Consider the following 24,272-nt stretch of genomic DNA (forward strand, 5'->3'; position numbering starts at 1 on the left):
AGATGAAAAACCCCACCCTTTTACAGTTTTTTCACTGGTATTACCCTGATGGCGGCCAACTCTGGCCGGAAGTAGCCGAGCGCGCCGACCTTTTAAACGATATCGGTATCAATATGGTCTGGCTGCCCCCGGCCTATAAAGGGGCGTCCGGTGGTTACTCCGTCGGGTACGACTGCTACGATCTCTTCGACCTCGGTGAGTTCGATCAAAAAGGCTCCATTCCCACTAAATACGGGGATAAAAACCAGCTGCTGGCCGCTATCGGGGCGTTAAAACGCAATGACATTGCGGTGCTGATGGACGTGGTGGTTAACCACAAGATGGGCGCCGATGAGAAAGAGGCGATCCGCGTCCAGCGGGTCAATGCGGACGATCGCAATCAGATCGACGACGAGATTATCGAATGTGAAGCCTGGACCCGCTACACCTTCCCGGTGCGGGCAGGCAAGTACTCGGAGTTCGTCTGGGACTACAAATGCTTTAGCGGCATCGATCATATCGAAAACCCCGATGAAGACGGCATCTTCAAGATCGTCAATGACTACACCGGCGATGGCTGGAACGACCAGGTCGATAACGAGATGGGGAACTTTGATTACCTGATGGGCGAAAACATCGATTTTCGTAACCGGGCGGTGACCGAAGAGATTAAATACTGGGCGCGCTGGGCAATGGAGCAGACCCAGTGCGACGGCTTCCGTCTGGATGCGGTGAAACATATTCCGGCATGGTTCTATAAAGAGTGGATCGAGCATGTGCAGGAGGTTGCGCCGAAACCGCTGTTTATCGTGGCGGAATACTGGTCGCCAGATGTCGGTAAACTGCAGCACTACATCGATCAGGTGGACGGGAAAACCATGCTGTTCGACGCCCCGCTGCACATGAAGTTTCACGAGGCTTCGCTGCAGGGACGTGATTACGACATGAGCCAGATCTTTACCGGCACCCTGGTAGAGGCCGATCCCTTCCACGCGGTGACGCTGGTGGCTAACCACGACACCCAGCCGTTACAGGCCCTGGAGGCTCCGGTCGAGGCCTGGTTTAAACCTCTGGCCTACGCGTTAATTTTGCTGCGTGAGAACGGAGTGCCGAGCGTCTTCTATCCCGATCTGTACGGGGCCAGCTATGACGACACCGGCGGTGACGGCGAGACGTACCATATCGAGATGCCGGTGATCGAGCAGCTCGACCAGCTGATCCTCGCCCGCCAGCGTTTTGCCCACGGCGTTCAGACCCTGTGGTTCGATCATCCGAACTGCATCGCCTTCAGCCGCAGCGGCACCGAGGAAGAGCCGGGCTGCGTGGTGGTGCTCTCTAACGGCGATGAGGGTGAAAAGACCATTACGCTGGGGGAGAACTACGGCAATAAAAACTGGAAAGATTTCCTCGGCAACCGCGAAGAGTGTGTAACGACCGACGAAACCGGCACCGGCGTGTTTACCTGCAACGGCGGCAGCGTCAGCGTGTGGGTACTGGAAGAGGTGTTGTAGAGGGTGGAAAGCCGGGCGGCGCTACGCTTGCCCGGCCTGCTAACCACTTACGGCAGCTTACTGCCGAGCGGATTTTTGCTGAGGTAAGTCGCACACTCGGTGGTCGGGCGATCCACGCGCTGCAGGATCATCCCGTCATACTCAATGGCGCTGCCTTCGCGATCCAGCGGATAGATATCAAGCTTACGGGTGACGTTATAAAAATCATCCGAACGCAGCATCATTTTCCCCGGTACCGCCACCACGCGCTGCCACTGACGGCAGTCCAGGGTGTCCCCTTCTTGCGTCACCACCAGCGTGGCGATCGCTTCCGGGCTGACCATTGCGCTTTGCGGCCCTTTCGACTGCCAGTACCCTGCCAGTTCAGCCGGGACGGGATGCTTAATCACGTCCTCGTATCGGTCCACCTGCACACAGCCGGTTAATGCCAGCAGCCCCGCCATCATTGCTATTTTTTTCATCATTGTTCCGTCTATGTCGAAAAAAAAGAGTGTGGCATTAAAGCGGTCGGGTCGCCAGCACCAGAAGGACTAAACCTGCATGGACATAACGTCCTGATACGCCTGCATCAGTTTATTACGCACCTGAATGCCCATCTGCATGGAGACTGACGCTTTTTGCAAATCGGTCATCACATCGTTCAGACCAATACCCGGCGCACCCATGGTGAACTTTTCGCCCTGCACGCGCGCGGCGGTTTGCGTGTCGCTGATCCGATCCAGCGCCGCATGCAGCTGGCCCGCGAAGCTGACGGTTGACTGCACGTCAGCCACGTTCTGATGACGGGCGGTCATTGCCGTTGCCTGCAACTGGCTAATGACGCTTTCAATCCCCTGTATTGCCATGACTTTCCCCTGATGGATTTTTACGCGCTCAAGAGTAGCAGCCTGTCAATGAGATAAAGGCGTTAAATAGCGTTAAAAAACCAGGTTATTTGACGCATAGAAAATCCTGAAACATCAAATAATGGCACAGCCATGATTATGGAATTTTTGTTGTGTTTGCCGACCCGGGAGTCTGTTTTGTTTCTCCACACGAATAATGAAATCCACGATGAGTCACGAGGTACGCTATGAGTGCGTCAGCAACATCCGCTCCTCAAACTAAATCTCTCGAATGGATGAGCCGCCTGCGCGCGAACCCTAAAGTGCCATTGATCGTGGCAGGTGCCGCCGCTATCGCTATCGTTGTCGCGATGGTTTTATGGGCCAAACAACCTGACTACCGCACGCTGTTCAGCAATCTCTCGGATCAGGATGGCGGCGCAATCGTCACCCAGTTAACCCAGATGAACGTCCCTTACCGCTTCTCGGATAATGGCGGCGCACTGGAAGTCCCTGCCGATAAAGTTCATGAGCTCCGCTTACGTCTTGCCCAGCAAGGTCTGCCGAAAGGCGGCGCAGTGGGCTTTGAACTGCTGGATCAGGAAAAATTCGGTATCAGCCAGTTCAGCGAGCAGGTTAACTACCAGCGCGCGCTGGAAGGCGAACTGGCCCGCACCATCGAAACCCTCGGTCCGCTGAAAAGCGCCCGCGTGCACCTGGCGATGCCAAAACCGACGCTGTTTGTCCGGGAACAGAAAGCGCCTTCCGCTTCCGTCACCGTCAATCTGCAGCCTGGCCGTGCGCTGGATGAAGGGCAGATTAGCGCCGTGGTGCATCTGGTCTCCAGCGCTGTAGCAGGTTTACCGCCGGGCAACGTGACCCTGGTGGATCAGATGGGTCGCCTGTTAACCAAATCCAACACCAGCGGTCGCGATCTGAATGACGCCCAGCTGAAATATGCCACCGACGTGGAAACCCGCCTGCAAACCCGCATCGAAGCCATTCTTGGCCCGATCGTCGGGACCAGCAACGTCCATGCCCAGGTCACCGCGCAGATTGATTTTGCCGATAAAGAGCAGACCGAAGAGCAGTATCGTCCGAACGGCGATGCCGCCCAGGCCGTGATGCGCTCGCGTCAGGTCAATGAAAACCTGCAGGTCGGCGGACCAAACCCTGGCGGTGTGCCGGGTGCGCTCTCTAACCAGCCTGCCCCGGCCAATACCGCACCGATTAACGCCCCGGCGCAGAATCAGCAGAATGGTCAGCAAGGCGCGCAGCAGCAGCAAACCACTGCCGCCGCCAACGCCGGTCCGCGCACCAGCAGCCGTAACGAAACCACTAACTACGAAGTCGACCGCACCATTCGCCATACCAAAATGAACACCGGTGAAGTGCAGCGTCTCTCCGTGGCGGTGGTCGTCAACTACAAAGCCCTGGCGGACGGTAAGCCCCTGCCGCTGACCGCCGAGCAGATGAAGCAGATCGAAAATCTGACCCGTGAAGCCATGGGTTATTCAGAGAAACGTGGCGATACCCTCAACGTCGTGAACTCGCTGTTCAGCGCCGTGGACGATACCAGCGGTGAACTGCCGTTCTGGAAAACCCAGTCGTTTATCGATCAGTTGATTGAAGCCGGTCGCTGGCTGCTGGTGGTGATTGTTGCCTGGCTGCTGTGGCGTAAAGCCGTACGTCCGCAGCTTGTCCGCCGCGCCGACGAGGCCAAAGCGTTGAAAGAGCAGTCCATGCTGCGCGAAGAGACGCAGGAAGCCGTGGAAGTGCGCCTCAGCAAAGACGAACAAATGCAGCAGCGCCGTGCTAACCAGCGCATGGGCGCTGAGGTGATGAGCCAGCGTATTCGCGAAATGTCAGACAACGATCCGCGCGTCGTGGCGCTGGTCATTCGCCAGTGGATGAGTACAGAAAATGAGTAACCTTACCGGAACGGATAAAAGCGTCATCCTGCTGATGACCATTGGCGAGGACCGGGCGGCAGAGGTGTTCAAACACCTCTCCCAGCGCGAAGTACAGGTTCTCAGTGCGGCGATGGCCAACGTGCGCCAGATCTCCAACAAGCAGCTGACCGACGTGCTGGCGGAGTTTGAGCAGGAAGCCGAACAGTTTGCGGCGCTCAACGTCAACGCTAACGAATACCTGCGTTCGGTGCTGGTCAAGGCGCTCGGAGAAGAGCGCGCCGCCAGCCTGCTGGAGGATATTCTCGAGACCCGCGATACCGCCAGCGGCATCGAAACGCTCAACTTTATGGAGCCGCAGACCGCCGCCGACCTTATTCGCGACGAGCATCCGCAGATCATCGCCACCATCCTGGTCCACCTCAAGCGTGGCCAGGCGGCAGATATTCTGGCGCTGTTCGACGAGCGTCTGCGTCACGATGTGATGCTGCGTATCGCCACCTTCGGCGGCGTCCAGCCGGCGGCGCTGGCGGAGCTGACCGAAGTGCTGAACGGCCTGCTCGACGGCCAGAATCTCAAGCGCAGCAAAATGGGCGGCGTGAGAACGGCGGCCGAAATTATCAACCTGATGAAAACGCAGCAGGAAGAGGCGGTCATTACCGCGGTACGCGAATTCGACGGCGAGCTGGCACAGAAGATCATCGACGAGATGTTCCTGTTCGAAAACCTGGTCGACGTGGACGACCGCAGTATCCAGCGCCTGCTGCAGGAAGTGGACTCCGAATCGCTGCTTATCGCCCTCAAAGGTGCCGAACAGCCGCTGCGCGAGAAGTTCCTGCGCAACATGTCCCAGCGTGCGGCGGATATCCTGCGCGACGACCTTGCCAACCGTGGCCCGGTGCGTCTGTCTCAGGTGGAAAACGAACAGAAAGCGATCCTCCTTATTGTGCGTCGTCTGGCCGAAACCGGCGAGATGGTAGTCGGCAGCGGCGAGGATACCTATGTCTGATGAACTGCCGTGGAAGATCTGGACCCCCGACGATCTCTCCCCTCCTCGCGCGGAATTTGTGCCTGCGTCCATCGCACCTGCCGAGGCAGGTGAGGATAACGACGAGCCTGAGCTGAGCGAAGAGGAGCAGCGTGCCCAGCAGCTGGCGCAGATCCAGATGCAGGCCCACGATCAGGGCTACACGGCCGGCATGAACGAAGGCCGGCAGAAAGGCCAGGAGCAAGGTTATCAGGAAGGGCTGGCCCAGGGGCTGGCACAAGGTCTGGAGCAGGCGCGTGCCCAGCAGGCGCCAATCCATGCCCGGATGCAGCAGCTGGTCAGCGAGTTCCAGAACACCCTGGACGCGCTGGACAGCGTTATCGCCTCGCGCCTGATGCAGATGGCGCTGGAAGCCGCCCGTCAGGTGATCGGCCATACCCCGCCGGTGGATAACTCCTCGCTGATCAAACAGATCCAGGGTCTGCTGCAGCAGGAGCCGCTGTTCAGCGGCAAACCGCAGCTGCGCGTCCACCCGGACGATCTGCAGCGGGTGGAAGAGATGCTCGGCGCGACCCTGAGCCTGCACGGCTGGCGTCTGCGTGGCGATCCGACCCTACATCACGGCGGCTGTAAAGTCTCTGCCGATGAAGGCGATCTGGATGCCAGCGTGGCCACCCGCTGGCAGGAACTGTGCCGCCTGGCGGCACCGGGAGTCATCTGATGACCGCACGCCTGACCCGCTGGCTCAACACCCTCGACAATTTTGAAACCAAAATGGCGCAACTGCCCGCGGTTCGCCGTTATGGCCGCTTAACCCGCGCCACCGGTCTGGTGCTGGAGGCGACCGGCCTGCAGCTGCCGCTGGGGGCCACCTGCATTATCGAACGCCAGGACGGGAACGAGATCCGCGAAGTCGAGAGCGAAGTGGTTGGCTTTAACGGCCAGCGTCTGTTCCTGATGCCGCTGGAAGAGGTCGAAGGCGTCCTGCCCGGCGCGCGCGTGTATGCCAAAAATTTATCCGGCGACGGACTGCACAGCGGCAAGCAGTTGCCGCTCGGCCCGGCGCTGCTCGGACGCGTGCTGGACGGTGCCGGTAAACCGCTGGATGGCCTGCCCTCCCCCGACACCACCGAAACCGGGGCGCTGATCACTCAACCGTTTAACCCGTTACAACGTACCCCGATCGAGCACGTGCTGGATACCGGCGTACGCCCGATCAACGCCCTGCTGACAGTCGGTCGCGGCCAGCGTATGGGGCTGTTTGCCGGCTCCGGCGTCGGCAAATCGGTGCTGCTCGGGATGATGGCCCGCTACACCCAGGCCGACGTCATCGTGGTGGGGCTGATTGGCGAGCGTGGCCGTGAAGTTAAAGATTTTATCGAGAACATTTTGGGCGCCGAAGGGCGCGCCCGGTCGGTAGTGATTGCCGCCCCGGCGGACGTCTCTCCCCTGCTGCGTATGCAGGGTGCGGCCTATGCCACGCGCATCGCTGAGGATTTCCGCGATCGCGGCCAGCACGTGCTGCTGATTATGGACTCCCTGACCCGTTACGCGATGGCCCAGCGTGAAATCGCTCTGGCGATCGGTGAGCCTCCGGCAACCAAAGGCTATCCGCCTTCGGTCTTCGCCAAATTACCGGCGCTGGTGGAACGCGCCGGTAACGGCATCAGCGGCGGCGGGTCGATCACCGCGTTTTATACGGTGCTGACCGAAGGCGATGACCAGCAGGACCCGATTGCCGACTCGGCACGTGCGATCCTCGACGGTCATATTGTCCTGTCGCGCCGTCTGGCCGAAGCGGGCCACTATCCGGCCATTGATATCGAAGCCTCGATCAGCCGTGCGATGACGTCCCTGATTACCGAGAAGCATTACGCCCGGGTGCGTAACTTCAAGCAGCTACTCTCCAGTTTCCAGCGCAACCGCGATCTGGTCAGCGTCGGGGCCTATGCCAAAGGCAGCGACCCGATGCTCGACAAGGCGATCGCCCTGTGGCCGCATCTGGAGGCTTATCTGCAGCAGGGTATTTTTGAGAAAGCCGACTGGGAAAGCTCGATCCAGGCTCTGGAAATGATTTTCCCGCAGGTGTAACCGAGTAGAGGGCGAATGTCATGGCACAACACGGCGCATTATCCACGCTGAAAGATCTGGCCGAAAAAGACGTTGATACTGCCGCGCAGCAGCTTGGCGCAATGCGCCGCGGGTATCAGCAGGCGGAAGAGCAGCTGAAGATGTTGATTGACTACCAGCATGAGTATCGCACCAACCTCAACACGGATATGGCCCAGGGCATCGGCAGCCAGCGCTGGATCAACTATCAACAGTTCATCCAGACCCTGGAGAAAGCCATAGATCAGCATCGCCAGCAGGTGCTTCAGTGGACCGAGAAGGTTGACCGGGCCCTGAACTTCTGGCGAGAGAAGAAACAGCGTTTACAGGCCTGGCAAACCTTGCAGGATCGGCAGGTTGCCGCAGCAACCCTGGCGGAAAGCCGTCTCGATCAGAAAAAAATGGATGAATTTGCCCAGCGAGCAACAATGAGGAGACCGGAATGATCACCCTTCAACAACTGCTTTCGAGCGACACCGACCTTGCGGCGGGCGTTCGGGGCGGAAAAGCGGCCGACGGCGCGCAGGACTTTCTTTCCCTGCTGGCGGGCGCGTTAACCGATGCCAAAGGCCAGGGCAACGAGGTCGGTCTCACGCTGAACGATCTGCAGACCGCTGGCGGTAAGCGGGCCGTCGTGGATCTGAAAGCCGACGCCAGCGATATTGATGCCGACACCGACGCCGGGAAACTGGCCGATCTGCTGGCGCATCAGGATCTCATCGTCGCCGACGAGAGTGTCACCCAGCCGGGCCTGACCTCCGGCCTGCTGCCCGCAGCCAAAGGCGAGGTGCTGAAAAGCCTGACCCAGGCGGCGAAAGAAGCCGACAGCAAAACCGAACTCAGCGATGAAGAGCTGGCGGGATTAAGCGCCCTGATGGCGATGCTGCCCCACCAGCAGACCGCTACTGCCGCACCACCTCAGCCGGTGAGCACCGGGGGCCTGAACGTTAAGGCCTCTGTAACCAGCGATCGTGGCCGTCAGCCTGCGCTGGATACTGACGCCCTGCGCACCGCCAAAGCCGTAGCCCAGGATAAAGAGGCGGCGCTCGCCTCCAACACCCAACTGACGCCAGCCGTTGCCGCCGCGACGACAAAGCAGGCGGCAGAGAGCACCCCGTCCCCGACCGGGCCGACCATCACCATGGGGCCGATTGTCAGCACCCCGGCCTCAGTGCAGCCGACCTTTGCCGCCGCGCCGGTGGTCAGCGCCCAGTTGGGCAGCAACGAATGGCAGCAGACCATCAGCCAGCACATCACCCTCTTCACTCGTCAGGGCCAGCAGAGCGCCGAGCTGCGTCTGCACCCGGAAGATCTGGGTCAGGTACAGATTACGCTTAAGCTGGATGATAACCAGGCGCAGCTGCAGATGGTCTCAGGCCATAGCCACGTCCGTGCGGCGCTGGAAGCGGCCCTGCCGGTGCTGCGTACCCAGCTGGCGGAAAACGGTATTGAACTGACGCAAAGCAGCATTAGCAGTGAAAACTTTAACGGCCAGCAGCAGGCTTCTTCCCAGCATCAGCAGCAGACTTCCCGTTCCGGCAATGCAAGCACATTCGATGAAGAGAGCGATGAGCTGCTGGCAGTACCTGCCTCCCTGCAGTCCGCGGCACGTGGAAACAACGCTGTCGATATCTTCGCCTAAACCTAAACGTCAGAGGTAGCGTGATTATCTCCGTCTTTTCGGCCCTTTGACGGCGAGCGGACACGGGATAATCACCTCATTAGCAGTCCCGAAACAGGAAGCACGAATCAGATGACTGACTCCGCCATCACCAAGAAAAGTAAGCGTTCCATCTGGATCCCGCTTCTGGTGTTAATTACGCTCGCTGCCTGCGCGACCGCAGGTTACAGCTACTGGCGCATGAATAAAGCACCGTCAGCCGCAGCCAAAGCAGAGCCACCGCCACCCGCGGCCCCGGTCTTTTTCGCGCTGGATACCTTTACCGTTAACCTGGGCGATGCCGAGCACGTGTTTTACGTGGGCATTACGCTGCGTCTGAAAGACGATGCCACCCGCACCCGTCTGAGCGAATACCTGCCGGAAGTGCGCAGCCGTCTGCTGCTGCTGTTCTCGCGTCAGGATCCCACACAGTTGTCTACCGATGAAGGTAAACAAAAACTGGTGGCGGACATTAAGCAAACGCTGGCTGCGCCTCTGGTAAGCGGTCAACCTAAGCAGGAAGTCACTGACGTTCTGTATACAGCTTTCATTCTGCGGTAACGACATGGGCGACAGTATTCTTTCTCAGGCGGAAATCGATGCGCTGCTCAACGGCGACAGCGATAAAACCGACGATCCAAAACCGGGCAAACCGGGCGAAAGTGACATTCGTCCCTACGATCCTAATACCCAGCGTCGCGTGGTGCGCGAGCGTCTGCAGGCGCTGGAGATCATCAACGAACGTTTTGCCCGTCAGTTCCGTATGGGGCTGTTTAACCTGCTGCGTCGTAGCCCGGATATCACCGTCGGCGCGATCCGCATTCAGCCCTATCATGAGTTCGCCCGTAACCTGCCGGTGCCGACGAACCTCAACCTGATCCATCTGAAACCGCTGCGCGGCACGGGCCTGTTCGTCTTCTCGCCAAGCCTGGTGTTTATCGCCGTGGATAACCTGTTCGGCGGCGACGGACGTTTCCCGACTAAAGTGGAAGGCCGCGAGTTCACCCATACCGAACAGCGCGTCATCAACCGCATGCTGAAGCTGGCCCTTGAAGGCTACAGCGACGCGTGGAAAGCGATCCACCCGCTGGAAGTGGAGTATGTCCGTTCCGAGATGCAGGTGAAGTTCACCAACATCACCACCTCGCCAAACGACATCGTGGTGAACACCCCGTTCCACGTGGAGATCGGCAACCTGACCGGTGAGTTCAACATCTGTCTGCCGTTCAGCATGATTGAACCGCTGCGCGAAGTGCTGGTGAATCCGCCGCTGGAAAACTCCCGTCACGAAGACCAGAACTGGCGCGAAAACCTGGTGCGCCAGGTTCAGCACTCCCAGCTGGAGCTGGTGGCGAACTTTGCCGACGTCCCGCTGCGGTTGTCGCAGATCTTAAAATTAAAACCCGGTGATGTGCTGCCGATCGACAAACCCGATCGCATCATCGCCCATGTGGATGGCGTACCCGTGCTGACCAGCCAGTATGGCACCGTGAACAATCAATACGCGTTACGCGTTGAGCACCTGATTAACCCGATTTTGAATTCTCTGAATGAGGAACAGCCCAAATGAGTGATATGAACAATCCGTCCGATGACAACAACGGAGCACTGGACGATCTGTGGGCTGAGGCATTAAACGAACAACAAGCACCGGCCAGCAAAAGCGTGGCCGATGCGGTGTTCCAGCAGCTGGGCGGCGGTGACGTCAGCGGCACGCTGCAGGATATCGATCTGATTATGGATATCCCGGTCAAGCTGACCGTGGAGCTGGGCCGTACCCGGATGACCATCAAAGAGCTGCTGCGCCTGACCCAGGGTTCCGTGGTGGCGCTGGACGGTCTGGCCGGTGAGCCGCTGGATATTCTGATCAACGGCTACCTGATTGCCCAGGGTGAAGTGGTGGTTGTCGCCGATAAGTACGGCGTGCGTATCACCGACATTATCACCCCGTCTGAACGTATGCGTCGTCTGAGCCGTTAATGATGAAAACCCAGGCCATCGTCTCTCAACCCTCTGCAGTGACCGGTTCGCCGCTGCTGCAGGTCAGCGGTGCGCTGCTGGGTATTATTGCCTTTATTTTGATTGTCGCCTGGCTGGCAAAACGCGTTGGCCTGGCGGGTAAGACCGCCGGCGCGCGCGGGCTAAAGCTTGCGGCCAGCACCTCGCTGGGGCCACGCGAGCGCGTGGTGATTATCGAGGTGGAAGATGCCCGGTTGGTGCTGGGTGTCACCGCCTCGCAAATTAACATCCTGCATACCTTACCGCCTGCGCCGGTCTCTGAAGAGACAGGCAAAGAAGTTCCGCCCGATTTCCAGGCCATGATGAAGAGTTTGCTTAAGCGTTCCGGGAGATCGTGATGCGCCGTGTTTTATCCCTTGCGCTTGCAGGCCTTGGCCTGTTTGCTCCCGCCGTGTACGCTCAGTTGCCAGGCATAATCTCCACGCCGATGGCCGGGGGTGGCCAGAGCTGGACCCTGTCGGTTCAGACGCTGGTGTTTATCACCTCGCTGACCTTTATCCCGGCAATCTTGCTGATGATGACCAGCTTCACCCGCATCATCATCGTCTTCGGTCTGCTGCGAAATGCGCTGGGTACCCCTTCGGCGCCGCCGAACCAGGTTCTGCTCGGTCTGTCCCTGTTTTTGACCTTCTTCATTATGTCGCCGGTGATCGACAAGATTTACGTCGATGCCTATCAGCCGTTCAGCGAAGACAAGATCTCGATGCAGGAGGCGATGGAGAAAGGGGCACAGCCGCTGCGCGAATTTATGCTGCGTCAGACCCGTGAAGCCGACCTGGCGCTGTTTGCCCGTCTGGCCAACGCCGGGCCGATCCAGGGGCCGGAAGCGGTGCCGATGCGCATTCTGCTGCCCGCCTACGTCACCAGCGAGCTGAAAACCGCCTTCCAGATTGGGTTTACGATCTTCATTCCGTTTTTGATTATCGACCTGGTGATCGCCAGCGTGCTGATGGCGTTGGGGATGATGATGGTGCCGCCGGCAACCATTGCCCTGCCCTTCAAGCTGATGCTGTTTGTGCTGGTGGATGGCTGGCAGCTGCTGGTCGGCTCGCTGGCGCAAAGTTTCTACAGTTAAGGAGCGCGCAATGACGCCAGAATCGGTCATGATGATGGGCACGGAAGCGATGAAAGTCGCCATCTCCGTTGCCGCTCCCCTGCTGCTGGTGGCCCTGGTCACCGGTCTGATTATCAGTATCCTGCAGGCCGCCACCCAGATTAACGAAATGACCCTGTCATTTATCCCAAAAATTATCGCCGTGTTCGTGGCGATGATTATTGCCGGGCCGTGGATGCTGAACCTGCTGCTGGATTACATGCGTAATCTGTTTACCAACCTGCCGTACATCATCGGTTAAGCCCGGGCATGATCCACTTCACCAGCGATCAATGGCTTGAGTGGCTCGGCCTCTACTTCTGGCCCCTGCTGCGCATTCTGGCCCTGATCTCCACCGCGCCGATCCTCAGTGAGCGGTCGATCCCCAAGCGGGTGAAAATCGGCCTCGGTATTCTTATCACTATTATCGTTGCCCCGACGCTGCCGCCGGTGAACGTGCCGATATTTTCGGGTCCGGCCCTGTGGGTTGGGTTACAGCAGATCCTGATTGGTGTGGCGATCGGTTTTACGATGCAGTTTGCCTTTGCCGCGGTGCGTATGGCCGGGGAGCTGATTGGTTTACAGATGGGTCTGTCGTTCGCCACCTTCTTCGACCCGGGCAGCCGACTCAACATGCCGATCATCGCCCGTATTATCGACCTGCTGGCGATGCTGCTGTTTCTGGCCTTTGATGGTCATCTGTGGCTGATTTCAATGCTGGTGGATACCTTCCACACGCTGCCGATTGGCGGTGAAGCGGTGAACAGTAACGCCTTTATGGCCCTGACCCGTGCCGCCGGGCTGATCTTCCTTAACGGCCTGATGCTGGCGCTGCCACTGATTACCCTGCTGCTGATCCTCAACCTGTCGCTGGGTTTACTGAACCGTATGGCACCGCAGCTCTCGGTGTTTGTCATTGGTTTCCCGATCACCCTGACCGTCGGCATGGTGCTTATTTCTCTGTTAATGCCCCTTATTGCCCCTTTCTGCGAACGCTTATTCAGTGACGTATTTAATCTGCTGAGCAATATCGTGAGTGAACTTTCAGCGAAATAATAACCCCTGGGTTTTATATTGTTTCTTTGAGGATAATCCTAAAGTCAAAGATAAGGAACATCTACCAGCGTATATCTGGTGCGGCCTGAATGTTTTTATCCTCCTCACATTATTCAACATTTACTTTACTTTAAGAAGTTTCCTGGCAAATTATACGTAACTTTACGGGATAGTGAGTTCGCCTGAAAGTCCTTGTAATGCTCACAGGTAATTATGTTATTCCATCCCGTATGGCGGTTATAGAGCTCTCAGGCCGATGGTAAATTATCGTTATGCATTGAGTGAGGGTATACCATGTCAACGATCATTATGGATTTATGCAGTTACACCCGGCTAGGGTTAACCGGGTATTTGGCCAGCAGAGGGGTAAAGAAAAAAGACATCAACGACGTTCATAACGTTGACGAACTTGCCGCCGCATGTGAGGCCTTGACGCCTGGTGTGGTGTTTATTAATGAGGACTGTTTCATTCACGATCCTGGCAACAGTCAGCAAATAAAGCAGATCATTAATCAGCATCCCGGCACTCTGTTTATTGTATTTATGGCAATTGCCAATCTTCATTTCGACGAATATTTGCGGGTACGTCAGAATCTTCTGATTAGCTCTAAATCCATTAAGCCGGAGTCACTGGATGACCTGGTGGGGGATTATTTAAGCAAAGAGATAAAGAATGTAGCAGAATTTAATTTTCCGACTTTATCATTAAGCCGGACTGAATCAAGTATGCTGCGAATGTGGATGGCCGGACAGGGAACGATTCAAATATCCGATCAGATGAATATCAAGGCCAAGACGGTTTCGTCACATAAAGGAAATATTAAAAGGAAGATAAAAACGCATAATAAGCAAGTGATCTATCATGTTGTGCGTCTGACAGATAATGTGACCAACGGAATTTACGTTAACCTGCGTTAATCGCCCTCCCCTTTTTTATTGCTCCCCGATCTCTGGCTATGCCAGAGATTTTTCCTGTGCGCTATTTGGGTCGGGCCAGCCCGGGTATGAACCGGAAACATGGGTAACACTTTAGACCGGATACATGGGTAACAGTTATAACTGGCATAGAAGAGGAGACTCGCTATGCCCTGGACTGAGACCCGACCCATGCAACGCCTTGATTTTATCCGTGCCTGCCACGCAGGCACGGACTCCTTTTCCGCCCTCTGTCGGCTCTTCGGCATCAGCCGCAAGACCGGCTATAAATGGCTTCAACGCTTCGACCCGGATGACCTCTCATCCCTCTCTGACCACTCCCGTGCCCCGCACTCGCACTCCCGGTCCGTTCCGGATGGTATCGCGGCTTACCTGACGGCCCTGCGGCAAAAGCACCCTGACTGGGGGCCCAAAAAACTGCGGATGTGGTGCCTCAATCATCATGTCGGTTTTACCGTGCCTGCCGCCAGTACCATCGGCGATATCCTTAAACGGGAGGGCCTGGTTCCGGATAAAAAGCGAAAACGCCGGACGCCGGGCAACCGCCAGCCCCTGACCACCATCAGTGAGAACAATCAGGTCTGGAGCGCGGACTTTAAGGGCAGGTTCAGGCTGCTGAGCAGGGAATACTGCCACCCCTTCACCCTGACCGATAACCACAGCCGGTATCTGCTGAGCTGCCGGGGAACGGACCGGGAGAGCGAGCCCTTCGTCAGACAGTGCCTGACTGATGCGTTCCTGGAGTACGGGCTCCCGGAGGTGCTCAGAACCGACAACGGTCAGCCCTTCGCGGGGACAGGTATCGCCGGGTTAAGCCGTCTTGCGGTCTGGCTGATAAAGCTGGGCGTCAGGCCGGAACGTATCCGGCTGGGTCATCCGGAGGAAAACGGGCGGCACGAACGCATGCACCGTTCCCTGAAAAGCGCGCTGAAACATGGCAATACCTTCATGACGATGGAGGAGCAGCAGGTCTGGTTCAGCCATTACCGGAAGGAATTTAATCATGAAAGGCCCCATGAAGCGCTGAACGGGGCAACACCCGGAACCGTCTGGACACCCTCCGGACGGCGCTGGGATGGCAGGGTTCCGGAGTTCACCTATCCGGCAGGAGCCCGGCTGCATAAGGTGATGTCGAAAGGGGCACTTTATATGGGAAAAATGGTGTTCCTGAGTGAAGCGTTGATCGGGGAGTTCGTCATGCTGGAAGAGCAGGATGATGGCCTTGAGGCCATCATCTTCAATGGAATAACGCTTGCGTACTATGACCGGAAAACCCAGAGTGTGATCCGGATAGACTAGAAAAGTGTTACCTGTGTTCCCGGTCTGATGTGCCACCTGTGTATCCGGTCATACACCGCGCTACCCGACACACGCGTTACTCCTGGCTTTCGACGAAAATGCCGTCAGGGTGACCCGTCTCGTTAAAGAACCAGATCCCGAGCGGGTAATCTTCCAGCGAGACCAGGTACATCGTGCCTTCATTAAACTGCTCAACCGCCAGTACCACACCCGGGCGGCGCGGCCCACCATCCGTTTTGACTGTCACCCGATCGTTAACCTGCATAAAATCCTCCTCTGGTTTTGAGCCAGTGTAGAACAAAACGTGAAAACTGGCAGCGTGTTGCCGCGTGAATGACGTTTTTATCGACGGTCTATACTTACAGGTGGACAGCCTGTAATGAGGAGTGAGTGATGAAGACCGTCAAAGAGTACAGCGAAACGGCAAAACGGGAAGTGAATGTTGACGTCGATGCCCTGCTCGCCGCAATCAATGAGATTAGCGAGAGTGAGGTAAAACGCATCGAGGATGACCCCGCACGGGTAAGAGTGAATGACCGGGATTACCACACCTGGCGCGAGCTGGCTGAGGCCTTCGAGCTCGATATCCATGATTTTAGCGTGACGGAAGTGAATCGCTGAGGCGAAAAAAATCCCGGTCATGGGGTGACCGGGATGAAACTTGCTTATGCAAGAAGCACTTGTAAATTCGTTACACCAGGAAATCTGATGTGGGGTAGACATTATCTGCAAAAATTTTGCAAGACAAGGATATATTTTTCACATTTATAGTTACCTCGCGAAATTAAATTTTTAGATATGATTGCCAATGGGCCTGGGACGCGGCCTCAACGGGATCGGTTCCATAAGTGGAACTATTGCCATGCCAATTTTTTAAGAAAATTCCTATAAACGACTGTTATAGGTTACGGGAGATGCTATGCCTTCACTTGAGGACCCGCTGCTCATCTATAGCGATCTGGATGGCACGCTGCTGGACATTCACACCTACGACTGGCAACCCGCCGCTGGCTGGCTGGAGACCTTACAGGACCATCAAATCCCGATCGTTCTCTGTAGCAGCAAAACCGCGGCGGAGATGCAGGCGATCCAGCGCGATCTCGGCCTGGACGGTCTGCCCTTTATTGCGGAGAACGGCGCGGTGATCCAGCTGGATGTGCGCTGGAACGATCATCCTGACGCCCCACGGCTGATCAGCGGGGTTCCCCATGCCGATATTGTCCAGGTGATTAACCAGCTGCGTACCGACGCGGGGTACAAGTTCACCACCTTCGATGAGGTGGACGAGCGGGTGATTAGCGAGTGGACAGGCCTCAGTCGCGAAAGAGCGGCCCTGGCGCGGCTGCACGAAGCCTCGGTTACGCTGATCTGGCGTGACAGCGACGAGGAAATGGCGGCGTTTGAAACGGCCCTGGAGGCGCTGGGGCTGAAATTTGTTCAGGGCGCGCGCTTCTGGCATATCCTTGACGCCCGGGGCGGCAAAGACCAGGCCATCAGTTGGCTCAATGAGCAGTACCTGCAGCGCGACGGCATGCTGCCCACCACCTTAGGGCTGGGGGACGGGCCAAACGACGCGCCGCTGCTGGACAGCGTGGACCTGGCGGTGGTGATCAAAGGTATTAACCGCCAGGGCATACAGCTGAAAAACGATGACCCGCAGCGGGTTTACCATACCCAACAGCCAGGTCCTGCGGGCTGGCGTGAAGGGCTGGATCACTTCTTCTCTTCCTGACCAACGACCTGATTGCGTCCTCGCTGCTTCGCCTGATAGAGACGGGCGTCAGCGATGGACTGCAGCTGTTCAAAGTCGTAATTACCGTTTTCCCGGGCGCTGCTGACGCCGATCGACACGCTGATGCGTGCCGTCTGGCTCTTTTTCACCAGAATTTCGCGGCCGTTAATACGCGCCCGTATCCGCTCGGCAATCTGCATCGCCTCCTCAGGCCCGGCTCCTGGCAGGACCACGCAAAACTCTTCCCCGCCCACGCGCCCGGCGACATCGGCCTCCCGTATCGTGCTGGTGATTAACCTGGCCGCATGGGTCAGTACCTTATCGCCCGCCTGGTGGCCGTATCTGTCGTTGATGTTTTTAAAATGGTCGAGATCCATCTGCATTACCGAGAAAGGCTGCTGCTGTTGCTCGCATCGCTTCGCCAGCGCTTTTGCCCGCTCAAACAGCGCGCCGCGGTTGTTGATCCGCGTGAGGGGATCGTGCCAGGCCTGCCACTGGAGCGAGTGTTGCAGCCGGTACATGTTGCTGACCATCCGGCGGATGACGAACCACGAGACCACCAGCATCCCGGTGAACAGCAGCCAGAGCAGCGTCAGGGCAATGGTAATGCTGCCAAAATCGCCTTGCGCCCCTTCCCTGAAGGTGTGGATGCGCAGCAGGACCCCGTCAAAGTGGTCCAGATGCTGCCAGTTAACGTACCGACTCCCCAGCCGGATCTCCCCTTCGGTATCCTTCTCCATCGCGCTGGCAATCTGCGCGCGTTCGCGCTCATCAAACTGGCTGGCGTTTCGGGCGACGCTCTCCGACGTGGCGAGCAGCGTAAAGCTGTTGTCGTAGAGCTGGAACTCCCCTTCCCCATTACCATCTACCGCATCCTGCAGCAGCTTCTTGATCCCCTGCAGGGTAAAATCAATCGCCAGCACGCCGTACCAGTAACGCTGATAGTCGACCGGGACGCTGACCGTAACGATGCGATCGCGTTCAGCCGCCTGCGTAAACCAGCGCACGCTGCGGGCGCGATTATCGCGCTCCGATTGCCGGGTGAACCACGGGGTGATCGCCAGCTGATAGTAACGGGTGGTTATGTCCCGCTCCCCATTGTTGGGCTCGGTCGAGATGTAAAACCCCGCCCGGGAGACGTAAACGATGCGCTTTGCGTGCGCAGGAGGGGCATTAATACGCAGCAAATAGCCCATTTCGAAGGCGGCACTCATCTCCTGTTCGAGCCGTTCGTCGTCGCGTATCAGGCTGTTGGTCTGCTCGACAAAGGCATCGGAAACGCCATTCAAGGGTAAGGTGCGCCGCTCGTCGAAGGTGAGTTGCCAGAAAGATTTTGTCCGCAGGTCGCTAACGCGGGAGACGGTATCATGCAACACCGTAGAGGCCAGCGGGGTTTCAAGGGCATCCTGCATGCCGTTGCGAAAGAAGAGCAGTTTTTCCACGCTGAACTGCAGCTGGCGATCCAGCGAGTTAACCACGTTCTCAAGATGCGTGTGCTGCGTAGCGGCATAGGCGTCTTCAAGCACCACAGCCTCGCGCCAGGTCAGCAGCGTGGAGAAGATGAGGACGGTAATGAAGCAGATATTGACAACCCGGCCCGGATGAAAACGATGAGGTGCCGCAAAAACCTCTTTTCTTACAATATCGTCGGGCTGCACACACACTCCCTGAAAGCCACCTACGCCATCCGCATGTGCGGGGACGGTAATATTACTGTCTGTTAGCGATTATAGCGCACAAAAACGCCCGGCATTGCCGGGCGTAGCGTGACTCAAGCCTTGTCCTGTCGCCGGATGCCGTCACCATGCTGAAGCTCATCTTCACGAAATGCTTCCTGCTTGATGCCGTAACCGTCGTACCAGCGACACTCCACCATTCCGCTTGCATAGCCGGTAACGACCATTCGTGGACCGCCGTTTTTTGGCTTAACTTCATCGCTGACCAGAAAGACCATAACCGCCTCCTTTATCAGTGTGAAACTGTATCAATTTAGTCGACAAATAACAGTTATGCCTGGTATAGCCACAAGCTATTAATGTGAACTACCTCGCATTTTTCCGACGAGTTTTACTATAGCGACCACGATAAGGCCAATGATTAACCCGATCACCAGATTCAGTAAGGTAGGTAAAACGGTTGCAATAACAGTAGCTTGTCCTTCGGCAAAGTGTTCAATGGCATGATGCAGCGGCGCGATGCCATGCACCACGATCCCGCCGCCGACCAGGAACATGGCCAGGGTACCAATCACCGACAGGGACTTCATCAGCCAGGGGGCAATCACCAGCAGGGCTTTACCGATCATCTTCGCCAGGGCGCTGGTTTTATCACTCAGCCAGTAGCCGACGTCGTCGAGTTTAACGATGACTCCCACCAGGCCGTAGACCCCGATCGTGACCACAATGGCAATCCCGGACAGCACCAGCACCTGGTTCAGCAGCGGCGCATCCGCCACAATTCCCAGGGTGATAGCCACAATTTCAGCCGACAGGATAAAGTCGGTGCGGACCGCGCCCTTTATCTTATCTTTCTCAAAGGTGACGGGATCCTGCGAGGCCAGCGCTTCCAGACGCTGTTGCCGCGCCTCCGGGCTCTCCTTCCCTTTATTTTTACGTGATTCGAGCGAATGCAATATTTTCTCTGCCCCTTCAAAGCAGAGAAACGCCCCGCCTACCATCAACAGCGGCGTGATGGCCCAGGGGATAAAGGCGCTGATCAGCAACGCCAGCGGCACGAGGATCACTTTATTGAGCAATGACCCCTTCGCCACGGCCCAGACCACCGGCAACTCCCGATTGGCGCGTACGCCCGAGACCTGCTGGGCATTGAGGGAGAGATCGTCTCCCAGCACGCCCGCGGTCTTCTTGGCCGCCAGTTTTCCCATCAGCGAAATATCGTCCAGCAAGGTGGCAATATCATCCAGCAGTGTTAATAAGCTACTTCCCGCCAAAATTACGTTCCTTCTTTTTTGTTAATAACCTGAACAGTATGGAGTAAAACCCGCAACCCCGAAACTTTCCCGTTTAAGTCAACAAATAATTCAGAATCACCACAATTAAAGAACTCGCCAGCGTGATAGTTTTCACGTTAACTCTATGCGACCAAATTATTGCATTGTGAGGGAGTATGCGTTTCAGGCAAGTCTTACCATTAGCGGGCGCGCTGTTTGCGCTCTATATCATCTGGGGGTCCACCTACTTCGTGATCCGCATCGGCGTGGAGAGCTGGCCGCCTCTGATGATGGCGGGCGTGCGCTTCCTCTCTGCGGGTGTCCTGCTGCTGGCGTTTTTATTCCTGCGCGGTCACAGGTTGCCGCCGCTGCGCCCGCTGCTCAACGCCGCCCTGATCGGCGTCCTGCTGCTGGCGGTCGGAAATGGCTTTGTCACCGTGGCGGAACACCAGAATGTTCCTTCGGGGATCGCGGCGGTGGTGGTCGCGACCGTTCCCCTGTTCACCCTCTGCTTTAGCCGCCTGTTTGGCATCAAAACGCGCAAGCTGGAGTGGCTGGGGATCGCTATCGGGATGGCGGGCATTATTCTGCTCAACAGCGGCGGTAATCTGAGCGGCAATCCGTGGGGTGCGGTGCTGATCCTGATCGGGTCGATGAGCTGGGCGTTTGGCTCGGTGTACGGCTCACGCATCGAATTACCCACCGGGATGATGGCCGGGGCGATTGAGATGGTCACCGCCGGGATCGTGCTGCTGGTGGCGTCGATGATATCCGGCGAAAAGCTGACTACCCTGCCCGACCTGTCCGGCTTCCTGGCGGTGGGTTATCTGGCCATTTTCGGCTCGGTAATTGCGATTAATGCCTATATGTTCCTGATCCGCAATGTCTCTCCGGCAGTCGCCACCAGCTATGCCTATGTGAATCCGGTGGTGGCCGTGCTGCTGGGTACCGGTCTTGGTGGGGAATCGCTTTCCCCGGTTGAGTGGATGGCGCTGGGGATCATCATTATGGCGGTGGTGCTGGTGACATTGGGCAAGTATCTGTTACCGGCCAAACCGGTGGTTACGTCGTGTCAGGCTGAGAAACCTTAAGCGGGCGAATGCCCTGAGTGTCGATCTGCGCGGTCTCTCCACCGCCGCAGATCCACTCCTCCAGCCGCTCGGTGAGCGCCCTGTCATCCAGCTTTAACCTGCCGCGCAGCGCGCACTCCCACACCACCAGCACCCGCCAGCCCTGCTGCTGGAGCAAGCCAATATCGCGGTTGTCGCGAACAACGTTTTTGCCAATTTTTTCCAGCCAGAAGTCGGTGCGGGTCGCCGGGACCTTAAACAGATAGCAGTCGTGGCGATGCCAGAAACAGCCGTGGGTAAAAATGACGCACTGGTGGCTATCAATCACAAAATCAGGCCGCCCGGCAAGGCTGGCGTCCTGCACGCGGAACGCAAAACCGACCTCCGTCAGCAGGCCAGCCAGCCGTTTTTCGATGGCCGTATCCCGCGTGCCGATGGCGCGCATGTTTTTACTGCGGGTGGCCTTATTATGAACGTCCGCCATCGACAGTCTCAGCCTTGCGTTGCGCTACCGCCTGCAGAATGCGCGACTCCAGCAGTCGGGCGACGGCGGCAAACGCCGGGACTACCACCGAGTTACCAAACTGACGGTAAGCCTGGGTGTCAGACACCGGAATGCGGAACTGGTAGCCCTGAGGGGTTTCAAAGCCCATCAGACGGGCACACTCGCGCGGCGTCAGGCGGCGAGGACGGTGGCGCTGGTTTTGCGGATCGTCGAAATCCCGCTCACCGAGGGCTTTATCCCAGCCCCGGTCAATGAGGATCTCGGCCCCGTCTTTGTAATAGCGCGCCGAGAGAGTACGGGCAACGCTGTTCGGGTTGGTGGGATCGACCATACCGAAACCAAACCCGTTGCCCTTCGCCTGATGCTTCTGCGCATAGCGATACAGATATTTCCACAGCACCGGGGTGAGAATGAATTTTGCGTCCACCACGGGTTCGAGCAGATCGGCAATGGTGGGTCGGCGAGCCGGCCACAGCCCGGGAAGATCGCGCAGCGTGAAGTTGCCCCGCAGGTTGAGATCGCGACGAAAACCCACCAGCACAATGCGCTCGCGGTGCTGGGGCAGGAAATGTTTACCATCGATAATCTTCGGATCGTCAGGCCCGCTCTCCGCGGCATCCGCTACGTCATATCCCAGGTCGTCGAGGGTCTGCATGATGATGCGGAAGGTTTTACCTCCGTCGTGGCTCTTCAGGTTCTTCACGTTCTCAAGGACGAAGATGGCCGGGCGGCGAGCGTCAATAATGCGCGCCACGTCGAAGAACAGCGTTCCCTGGGTGTCGCAGGCAAAACCGTGCGCGCGGCCCAGGGCATTCTTCTTTGATACCCCGGCCAGCGAAAACGGCTGACAGGGGAAGCCCGCCAGCAGCACGTCATGCTCCGGAATGGCGTTGCGAATGTGCTGCGCTGCCTCGTCGTCCGTGACGCCGCTCTGGTGGCTGAGGGTGACTTCGCGGATGTCATCGTTGAACTGGTGCGCATCCGGATCGCAATACCAGTTGGCCTTGTAGGTGCGCACCGCATGTTTGTTCCACTCGCTGGTAAACACGCACTGGCCGCCGATCGCCTCAAAACCATGGCGGATGCCGCCGATCCCGGCAAACAGATCGACAAAGCGGAAAGCATAGTGCGGATGACAGGCCGGAGGGCGCGGAAGCAGGTTTTGCAGCAGGCTATATTCACCGTCGCTGAGGCGATGGCCTGCCCGCTCGCTGGTCACCAGACGCTTGAGGATCGCCGGGCTCCAGTGACTGTCGCCCTGAGTCTTCAGAAGATGAGCCAGCGTTCTGGCATCGTAAATTTCCAGGAGCTGGCTCAATAACGCCTGAACTGAAGCCGTTGATTTCTCTGCCAGCACAAGCGCGGACTCCATCACTGATACATTTTCCTGCATAGATTTAACCGGGCCAAAAGGGACTGAGGAGAGAGTAACACATAAAGGCATCACAGACTGTCGCGGAAACGCTGCAACACTGCGGCGTCGATACCCTCGTAATCACCGCGTAGCTCGGCACTGAGCCGGGCCATAAACTGAATCAGCACATCGGCACTCTGGCGTGCCAGCTGTCGTCCGGCGGCGGTCTGCATCGTCTCGGGCAGGCGCAGCAGTTTGGTCTGGAAATGGTCCAGCGCAAACGCCCGGTCGTTCAGCTCACGCGCATCGGCAAAGGGATCTTCCGGATCGAAGAGCGGTACCCCCAGCGCGCCGGACACGGCAAAGACGCGTGCAAGGCCAATCGCGCCAAGGGCTTCCAGCCGGTCGGCATCCTGCACAATTTTCGCTTCATCGGTAAGCGGCGTAATGCCCGCGCTGAAGCTGTGCGCCTCAATGGCATGCTGGATAGCGGCATAGTGATGGGCAGGGAAATCGGTAAAGTCTTCGCGCAGGATGGCGGTGGTTCTCGCGGCGGCCAGCTGCGACGAGCGGCCCCGCTGCGGATGATTTTTTGGCAGGCTGACGATATCGTGAAAGTAGCAGGCCGTCAGGATGACCAACTCTTCAACCGCCTGATCTTTCATCAGCCGTTGTGAGGTATTCCAGACCCGACGGAAATGAGAGATATCATGGGCAGTATCATCGGTGGCATGATGCGCCTTCAGCCAGCTTTCAAAACGTTGCTGCCATTGCACGAGTTCCATAGTGCTTTCCATAGAGTGAAAAACCGTACAATAGCAATTATTTACTCTTCTGACACATCACGCGGGCGGGTGTACCAGGCAATGGCCCCGAGGATCGATCCCACCGCGCTTAACAGCAGAAAACCGCACAGGGCGCTGAGCCATTTGCCCGACGTCGAGCCGAGATCGTCCTCAATGAGCGGCCCCGATACCGAGGTGACTTTACTGACGATCCACAGATAGCGGGCCATCGCCCAGATGAAATAGCCGCAAAAGGCGTAAAATACCCACAGGGCCAGTTTGCCTCCCAGGCTGCGATTGTGTTTTTGTTCCATGTTATTGTCCTTTCCTTTTCGCGACAGTATAGCCGTCGCATTCACATCGCCAATCCAAACCGTGAAATAAATCACATTTTTCGATCGAACGCACCCCTCTGGTGCAGATTTTCTGCCGCCAGTTTGCGTTAGGTTCATCTTCCACAAGATTATATTTAGCACATTTATCATTCGGTCG

General features: G+C 57.4%; 28 protein-coding genes and 1 pseudogene. 19 read left to right on the forward strand and 10 right to left on the reverse strand.

Features of this window, described 5'->3' with window-relative positions; translation table 11 throughout:
* Positions 1–2: 2 nt before the first annotated feature.
* Positions 3–1,490: an alpha-amylase gene (gene amyA, locus SOM40_RS14865; protein WP_320530258.1), complete on the forward strand. Its 1,488-nt coding sequence runs from the start codon at positions 3–5 to the stop codon at positions 1,488–1,490.
* A gap of 47 nt (positions 1,491–1,537) precedes the next feature.
* Here the strand turns inward: amyA and yedD are convergent, their stop codons facing one another.
* Together yedD and fliE are read right to left on the reverse strand one after the other, a co-directional pair.
* Positions 1,538–1,951, reverse strand: coding sequence for a lipoprotein YedD (yedD, locus tag SOM40_RS14870; protein ID WP_225758491.1), 414 nt, complete (start codon positions 1,949–1,951; stop codon positions 1,538–1,540).
* 69 nt (positions 1,952–2,020) lie between these two features.
* Positions 2,021–2,335, reverse strand: a complete 315-nt coding sequence (fliE, locus tag SOM40_RS14875; RefSeq protein WP_106993417.1) for a flagellar hook-basal body complex protein FliE — start codon at positions 2,333–2,335, stop codon at positions 2,021–2,023.
* A gap of 227 nt (positions 2,336–2,562) precedes the next feature.
* Here fliE and fliF point away from each other — a divergent pair, with 227 nt between their 5' ends.
* The 15 genes and pseudogenes from fliF (at position 2,563) to SOM40_RS14950 (ending at position 15,384) form a co-directional block, all read left to right on the forward strand.
* Positions 2,563–4,245, forward strand: a complete 1,683-nt coding sequence (gene fliF, locus SOM40_RS14880; protein ID WP_320530259.1) for a flagellar basal-body MS-ring/collar protein FliF — start codon at positions 2,563–2,565, stop codon at positions 4,243–4,245.
* A complete protein-coding gene (gene fliG, locus SOM40_RS14885) occupies positions 4,238–5,233 on the forward strand; it encodes a flagellar motor switch protein FliG (RefSeq protein ID WP_032612254.1) in 996 nt (331 codons plus the stop codon). Before fliF ends, fliG begins: the two co-directional genes overlap by 8 nt.
* On the forward strand, positions 5,226–5,933 hold the full coding sequence (fliH, locus tag SOM40_RS14890; protein WP_166182885.1) for a flagellar assembly protein FliH: 708 nt from the start codon (positions 5,226–5,228) through the stop codon (positions 5,931–5,933). Before fliG ends, fliH begins: the two co-directional genes overlap by 8 nt.
* Positions 5,933–7,303 carry a flagellar protein export ATPase FliI gene (fliI, locus tag SOM40_RS14895; RefSeq protein WP_106993420.1) on the forward strand — a complete coding sequence of 457 codons (1,371 nt, stop codon included), beginning with the start codon at positions 5,933–5,935 and terminating at the stop codon, positions 7,301–7,303. The genes fliH and fliI overlap by 1 nt, the downstream gene beginning before the upstream one ends.
* A gap of 20 nt (positions 7,304–7,323) precedes the next feature.
* A complete protein-coding gene (gene fliJ, locus SOM40_RS14900) occupies positions 7,324–7,767 on the forward strand; it encodes a flagellar export protein FliJ (protein WP_166182886.1) in 444 nt (147 codons plus the stop codon).
* Positions 7,764–8,963 (forward strand): flagellar hook length control protein FliK, encoded by a 1,200-nt coding sequence (fliK, locus tag SOM40_RS14905; protein ID WP_320530260.1) that lies wholly within the window; start codon positions 7,764–7,766, stop codon positions 8,961–8,963. Before fliJ ends, fliK begins: the two co-directional genes overlap by 4 nt.
* Before the next feature lie 111 nt (positions 8,964–9,074).
* Positions 9,075–9,542 carry a flagellar basal body-associated protein FliL gene (fliL, locus tag SOM40_RS14910; RefSeq protein WP_106993423.1) on the forward strand — a complete coding sequence of 156 codons (468 nt, stop codon included), beginning with the start codon at positions 9,075–9,077 and terminating at the stop codon, positions 9,540–9,542.
* A 4-nt stretch (positions 9,543–9,546) separates the two neighbouring features.
* A complete protein-coding gene (fliM, locus tag SOM40_RS14915; protein ID WP_106993424.1) occupies positions 9,547–10,551 on the forward strand; it encodes a flagellar motor switch protein FliM in 1,005 nt (334 codons plus the stop codon).
* Entirely contained in the window at positions 10,548–10,961 is a 414-nt protein-coding gene (fliN, locus tag SOM40_RS14920) for a flagellar motor switch protein FliN (RefSeq protein ID WP_106993425.1), read from the forward strand. Before fliM ends, fliN begins: the two co-directional genes overlap by 4 nt.
* 2 nt (positions 10,962–10,963) lie before the next feature.
* Positions 10,964–11,338 carry a flagellar biosynthetic protein FliO gene (gene fliO, locus SOM40_RS14925; RefSeq protein WP_320530271.1) on the forward strand — a complete coding sequence of 125 codons (375 nt, stop codon included), beginning with the start codon at positions 10,964–10,966 and terminating at the stop codon, positions 11,336–11,338.
* Positions 11,338–12,075 (forward strand): flagellar type III secretion system pore protein FliP, encoded by a 738-nt coding sequence (gene fliP / locus SOM40_RS14930; RefSeq protein WP_106993427.1) that lies wholly within the window; start codon positions 11,338–11,340, stop codon positions 12,073–12,075. Before fliO ends, fliP begins: the two co-directional genes overlap by 1 nt.
* A 10-nt stretch (positions 12,076–12,085) precedes the next feature.
* Complete coding sequence (gene fliQ, locus SOM40_RS14935) at positions 12,086–12,355, forward strand: flagellar biosynthesis protein FliQ (RefSeq protein WP_106993428.1); 270 nt, start codon at positions 12,086–12,088, stop codon at positions 12,353–12,355.
* 8 nt (positions 12,356–12,363) lie between these two features.
* Positions 12,364–13,156, forward strand: a pseudogene (fliR, locus tag SOM40_RS14940) (flagellar biosynthetic protein FliR); the annotation flags it as partial.
* A 287-nt stretch (positions 13,157–13,443) separates the two neighbouring features.
* Positions 13,444–14,067, forward strand: coding sequence for a transcriptional regulator RcsA (rcsA, locus tag SOM40_RS14945; protein ID WP_106993430.1), 624 nt, complete (start codon positions 13,444–13,446; stop codon positions 14,065–14,067).
* Between the two features lie 165 nt (positions 14,068–14,232).
* Positions 14,233–15,384, forward strand: coding sequence for an integrase core domain-containing protein (locus SOM40_RS14950; RefSeq protein WP_320529792.1), 1,152 nt, complete (start codon positions 14,233–14,235; stop codon positions 15,382–15,384).
* A 76-nt stretch (positions 15,385–15,460) separates the two neighbouring features.
* Here the strand turns inward: SOM40_RS14950 and dsrB are convergent, their stop codons facing one another.
* Entirely contained in the window at positions 15,461–15,649 is a 189-nt protein-coding gene (gene dsrB / locus SOM40_RS14955) for a protein DsrB (RefSeq protein WP_181247239.1), read from the reverse strand.
* Between the two features lie 128 nt (positions 15,650–15,777).
* Here dsrB and yodD point away from each other — a divergent pair, with 128 nt between their 5' ends.
* The gene (yodD, locus tag SOM40_RS14960) at positions 15,778–16,005 is read left to right on the forward strand and encodes a YodD family peroxide/acid resistance protein (RefSeq protein WP_106993432.1); all 228 of its coding nucleotides are present in this window, start codon (positions 15,778–15,780) and stop codon (positions 16,003–16,005) included.
* Between the two features lie 298 nt (positions 16,006–16,303).
* On the forward strand, positions 16,304–17,116 hold the full coding sequence (locus tag SOM40_RS14965) for a mannosyl-3-phosphoglycerate phosphatase-related protein (protein WP_166182891.1): 813 nt from the start codon (positions 16,304–16,306) through the stop codon (positions 17,114–17,116).
* Here the strand turns inward: SOM40_RS14965 and dgcQ are convergent.
* From dgcQ to SOM40_RS14980, 3 genes are all read right to left on the reverse strand, one after another.
* A complete protein-coding gene (gene dgcQ, locus SOM40_RS14970; protein WP_242685327.1) occupies positions 17,098–18,774 on the reverse strand; it encodes a cellulose biosynthesis regulator diguanylate cyclase DgcQ in 1,677 nt (558 codons plus the stop codon). The two genes, SOM40_RS14965 and dgcQ, sit on opposite strands and share 19 nt — an antisense overlap.
* A 113-nt stretch (positions 18,775–18,887) precedes the next feature.
* A complete protein-coding gene (locus SOM40_RS14975) occupies positions 18,888–19,070 on the reverse strand; it encodes a YodC family protein (protein WP_166182893.1) in 183 nt (60 codons plus the stop codon).
* Positions 19,071–19,148: 78 nt separating this feature from the next.
* Entirely contained in the window at positions 19,149–20,066 is a 918-nt protein-coding gene (locus SOM40_RS14980) for a DUF808 domain-containing protein (protein WP_320529791.1), read from the reverse strand.
* 176 nt (positions 20,067–20,242) lie between these two features.
* Between SOM40_RS14980 and yedA the strand changes: the two genes are divergently transcribed.
* Positions 20,243–21,157: a drug/metabolite exporter YedA gene (gene yedA, locus SOM40_RS14985; protein WP_320529790.1), complete on the forward strand. Its 915-nt coding sequence runs from the start codon at positions 20,243–20,245 to the stop codon at positions 21,155–21,157.
* Here yedA and SOM40_RS14990 read toward each other — a convergent pair.
* From SOM40_RS14990 to drpB, 4 genes are read right to left on the reverse strand one after another with little or no spacing between them, the layout of a single operon-like run.
* Entirely contained in the window at positions 21,129–21,620 is a 492-nt protein-coding gene (locus SOM40_RS14990) for a very short patch repair endonuclease (protein WP_320529789.1), read from the reverse strand. The genes yedA and SOM40_RS14990 overlap by 29 nt on opposite strands.
* Positions 21,604–23,034: a DNA cytosine methyltransferase gene (locus SOM40_RS14995; protein WP_166182897.1), complete on the reverse strand. Its 1,431-nt coding sequence runs from the start codon at positions 23,032–23,034 to the stop codon at positions 21,604–21,606. The genes SOM40_RS14990 and SOM40_RS14995 overlap by 17 nt, the downstream gene beginning before the upstream one ends.
* Before the next feature lie 50 nt (positions 23,035–23,084).
* Positions 23,085–23,780, reverse strand: a complete 696-nt coding sequence (locus SOM40_RS15000; protein ID WP_320529788.1) for a phosphohydrolase — start codon at positions 23,778–23,780, stop codon at positions 23,085–23,087.
* Positions 23,781–23,821: 41 nt separating this feature from the next.
* Positions 23,822–24,094 (reverse strand): cell division protein DrpB, encoded by a 273-nt coding sequence (gene drpB, locus SOM40_RS15005; protein WP_106993441.1) that lies wholly within the window; start codon positions 24,092–24,094, stop codon positions 23,822–23,824.
* Between the last annotated feature and the right edge of the window lie 178 nt (positions 24,095–24,272).

Origin of the sequence: Leclercia sp. CFBP8987 (genome assembly GCF_034044995.2) — a bacterium.
GTDB lineage: Bacteria > Pseudomonadota > Gammaproteobacteria > Enterobacterales > Enterobacteriaceae > Enterobacter > Enterobacter tamurae.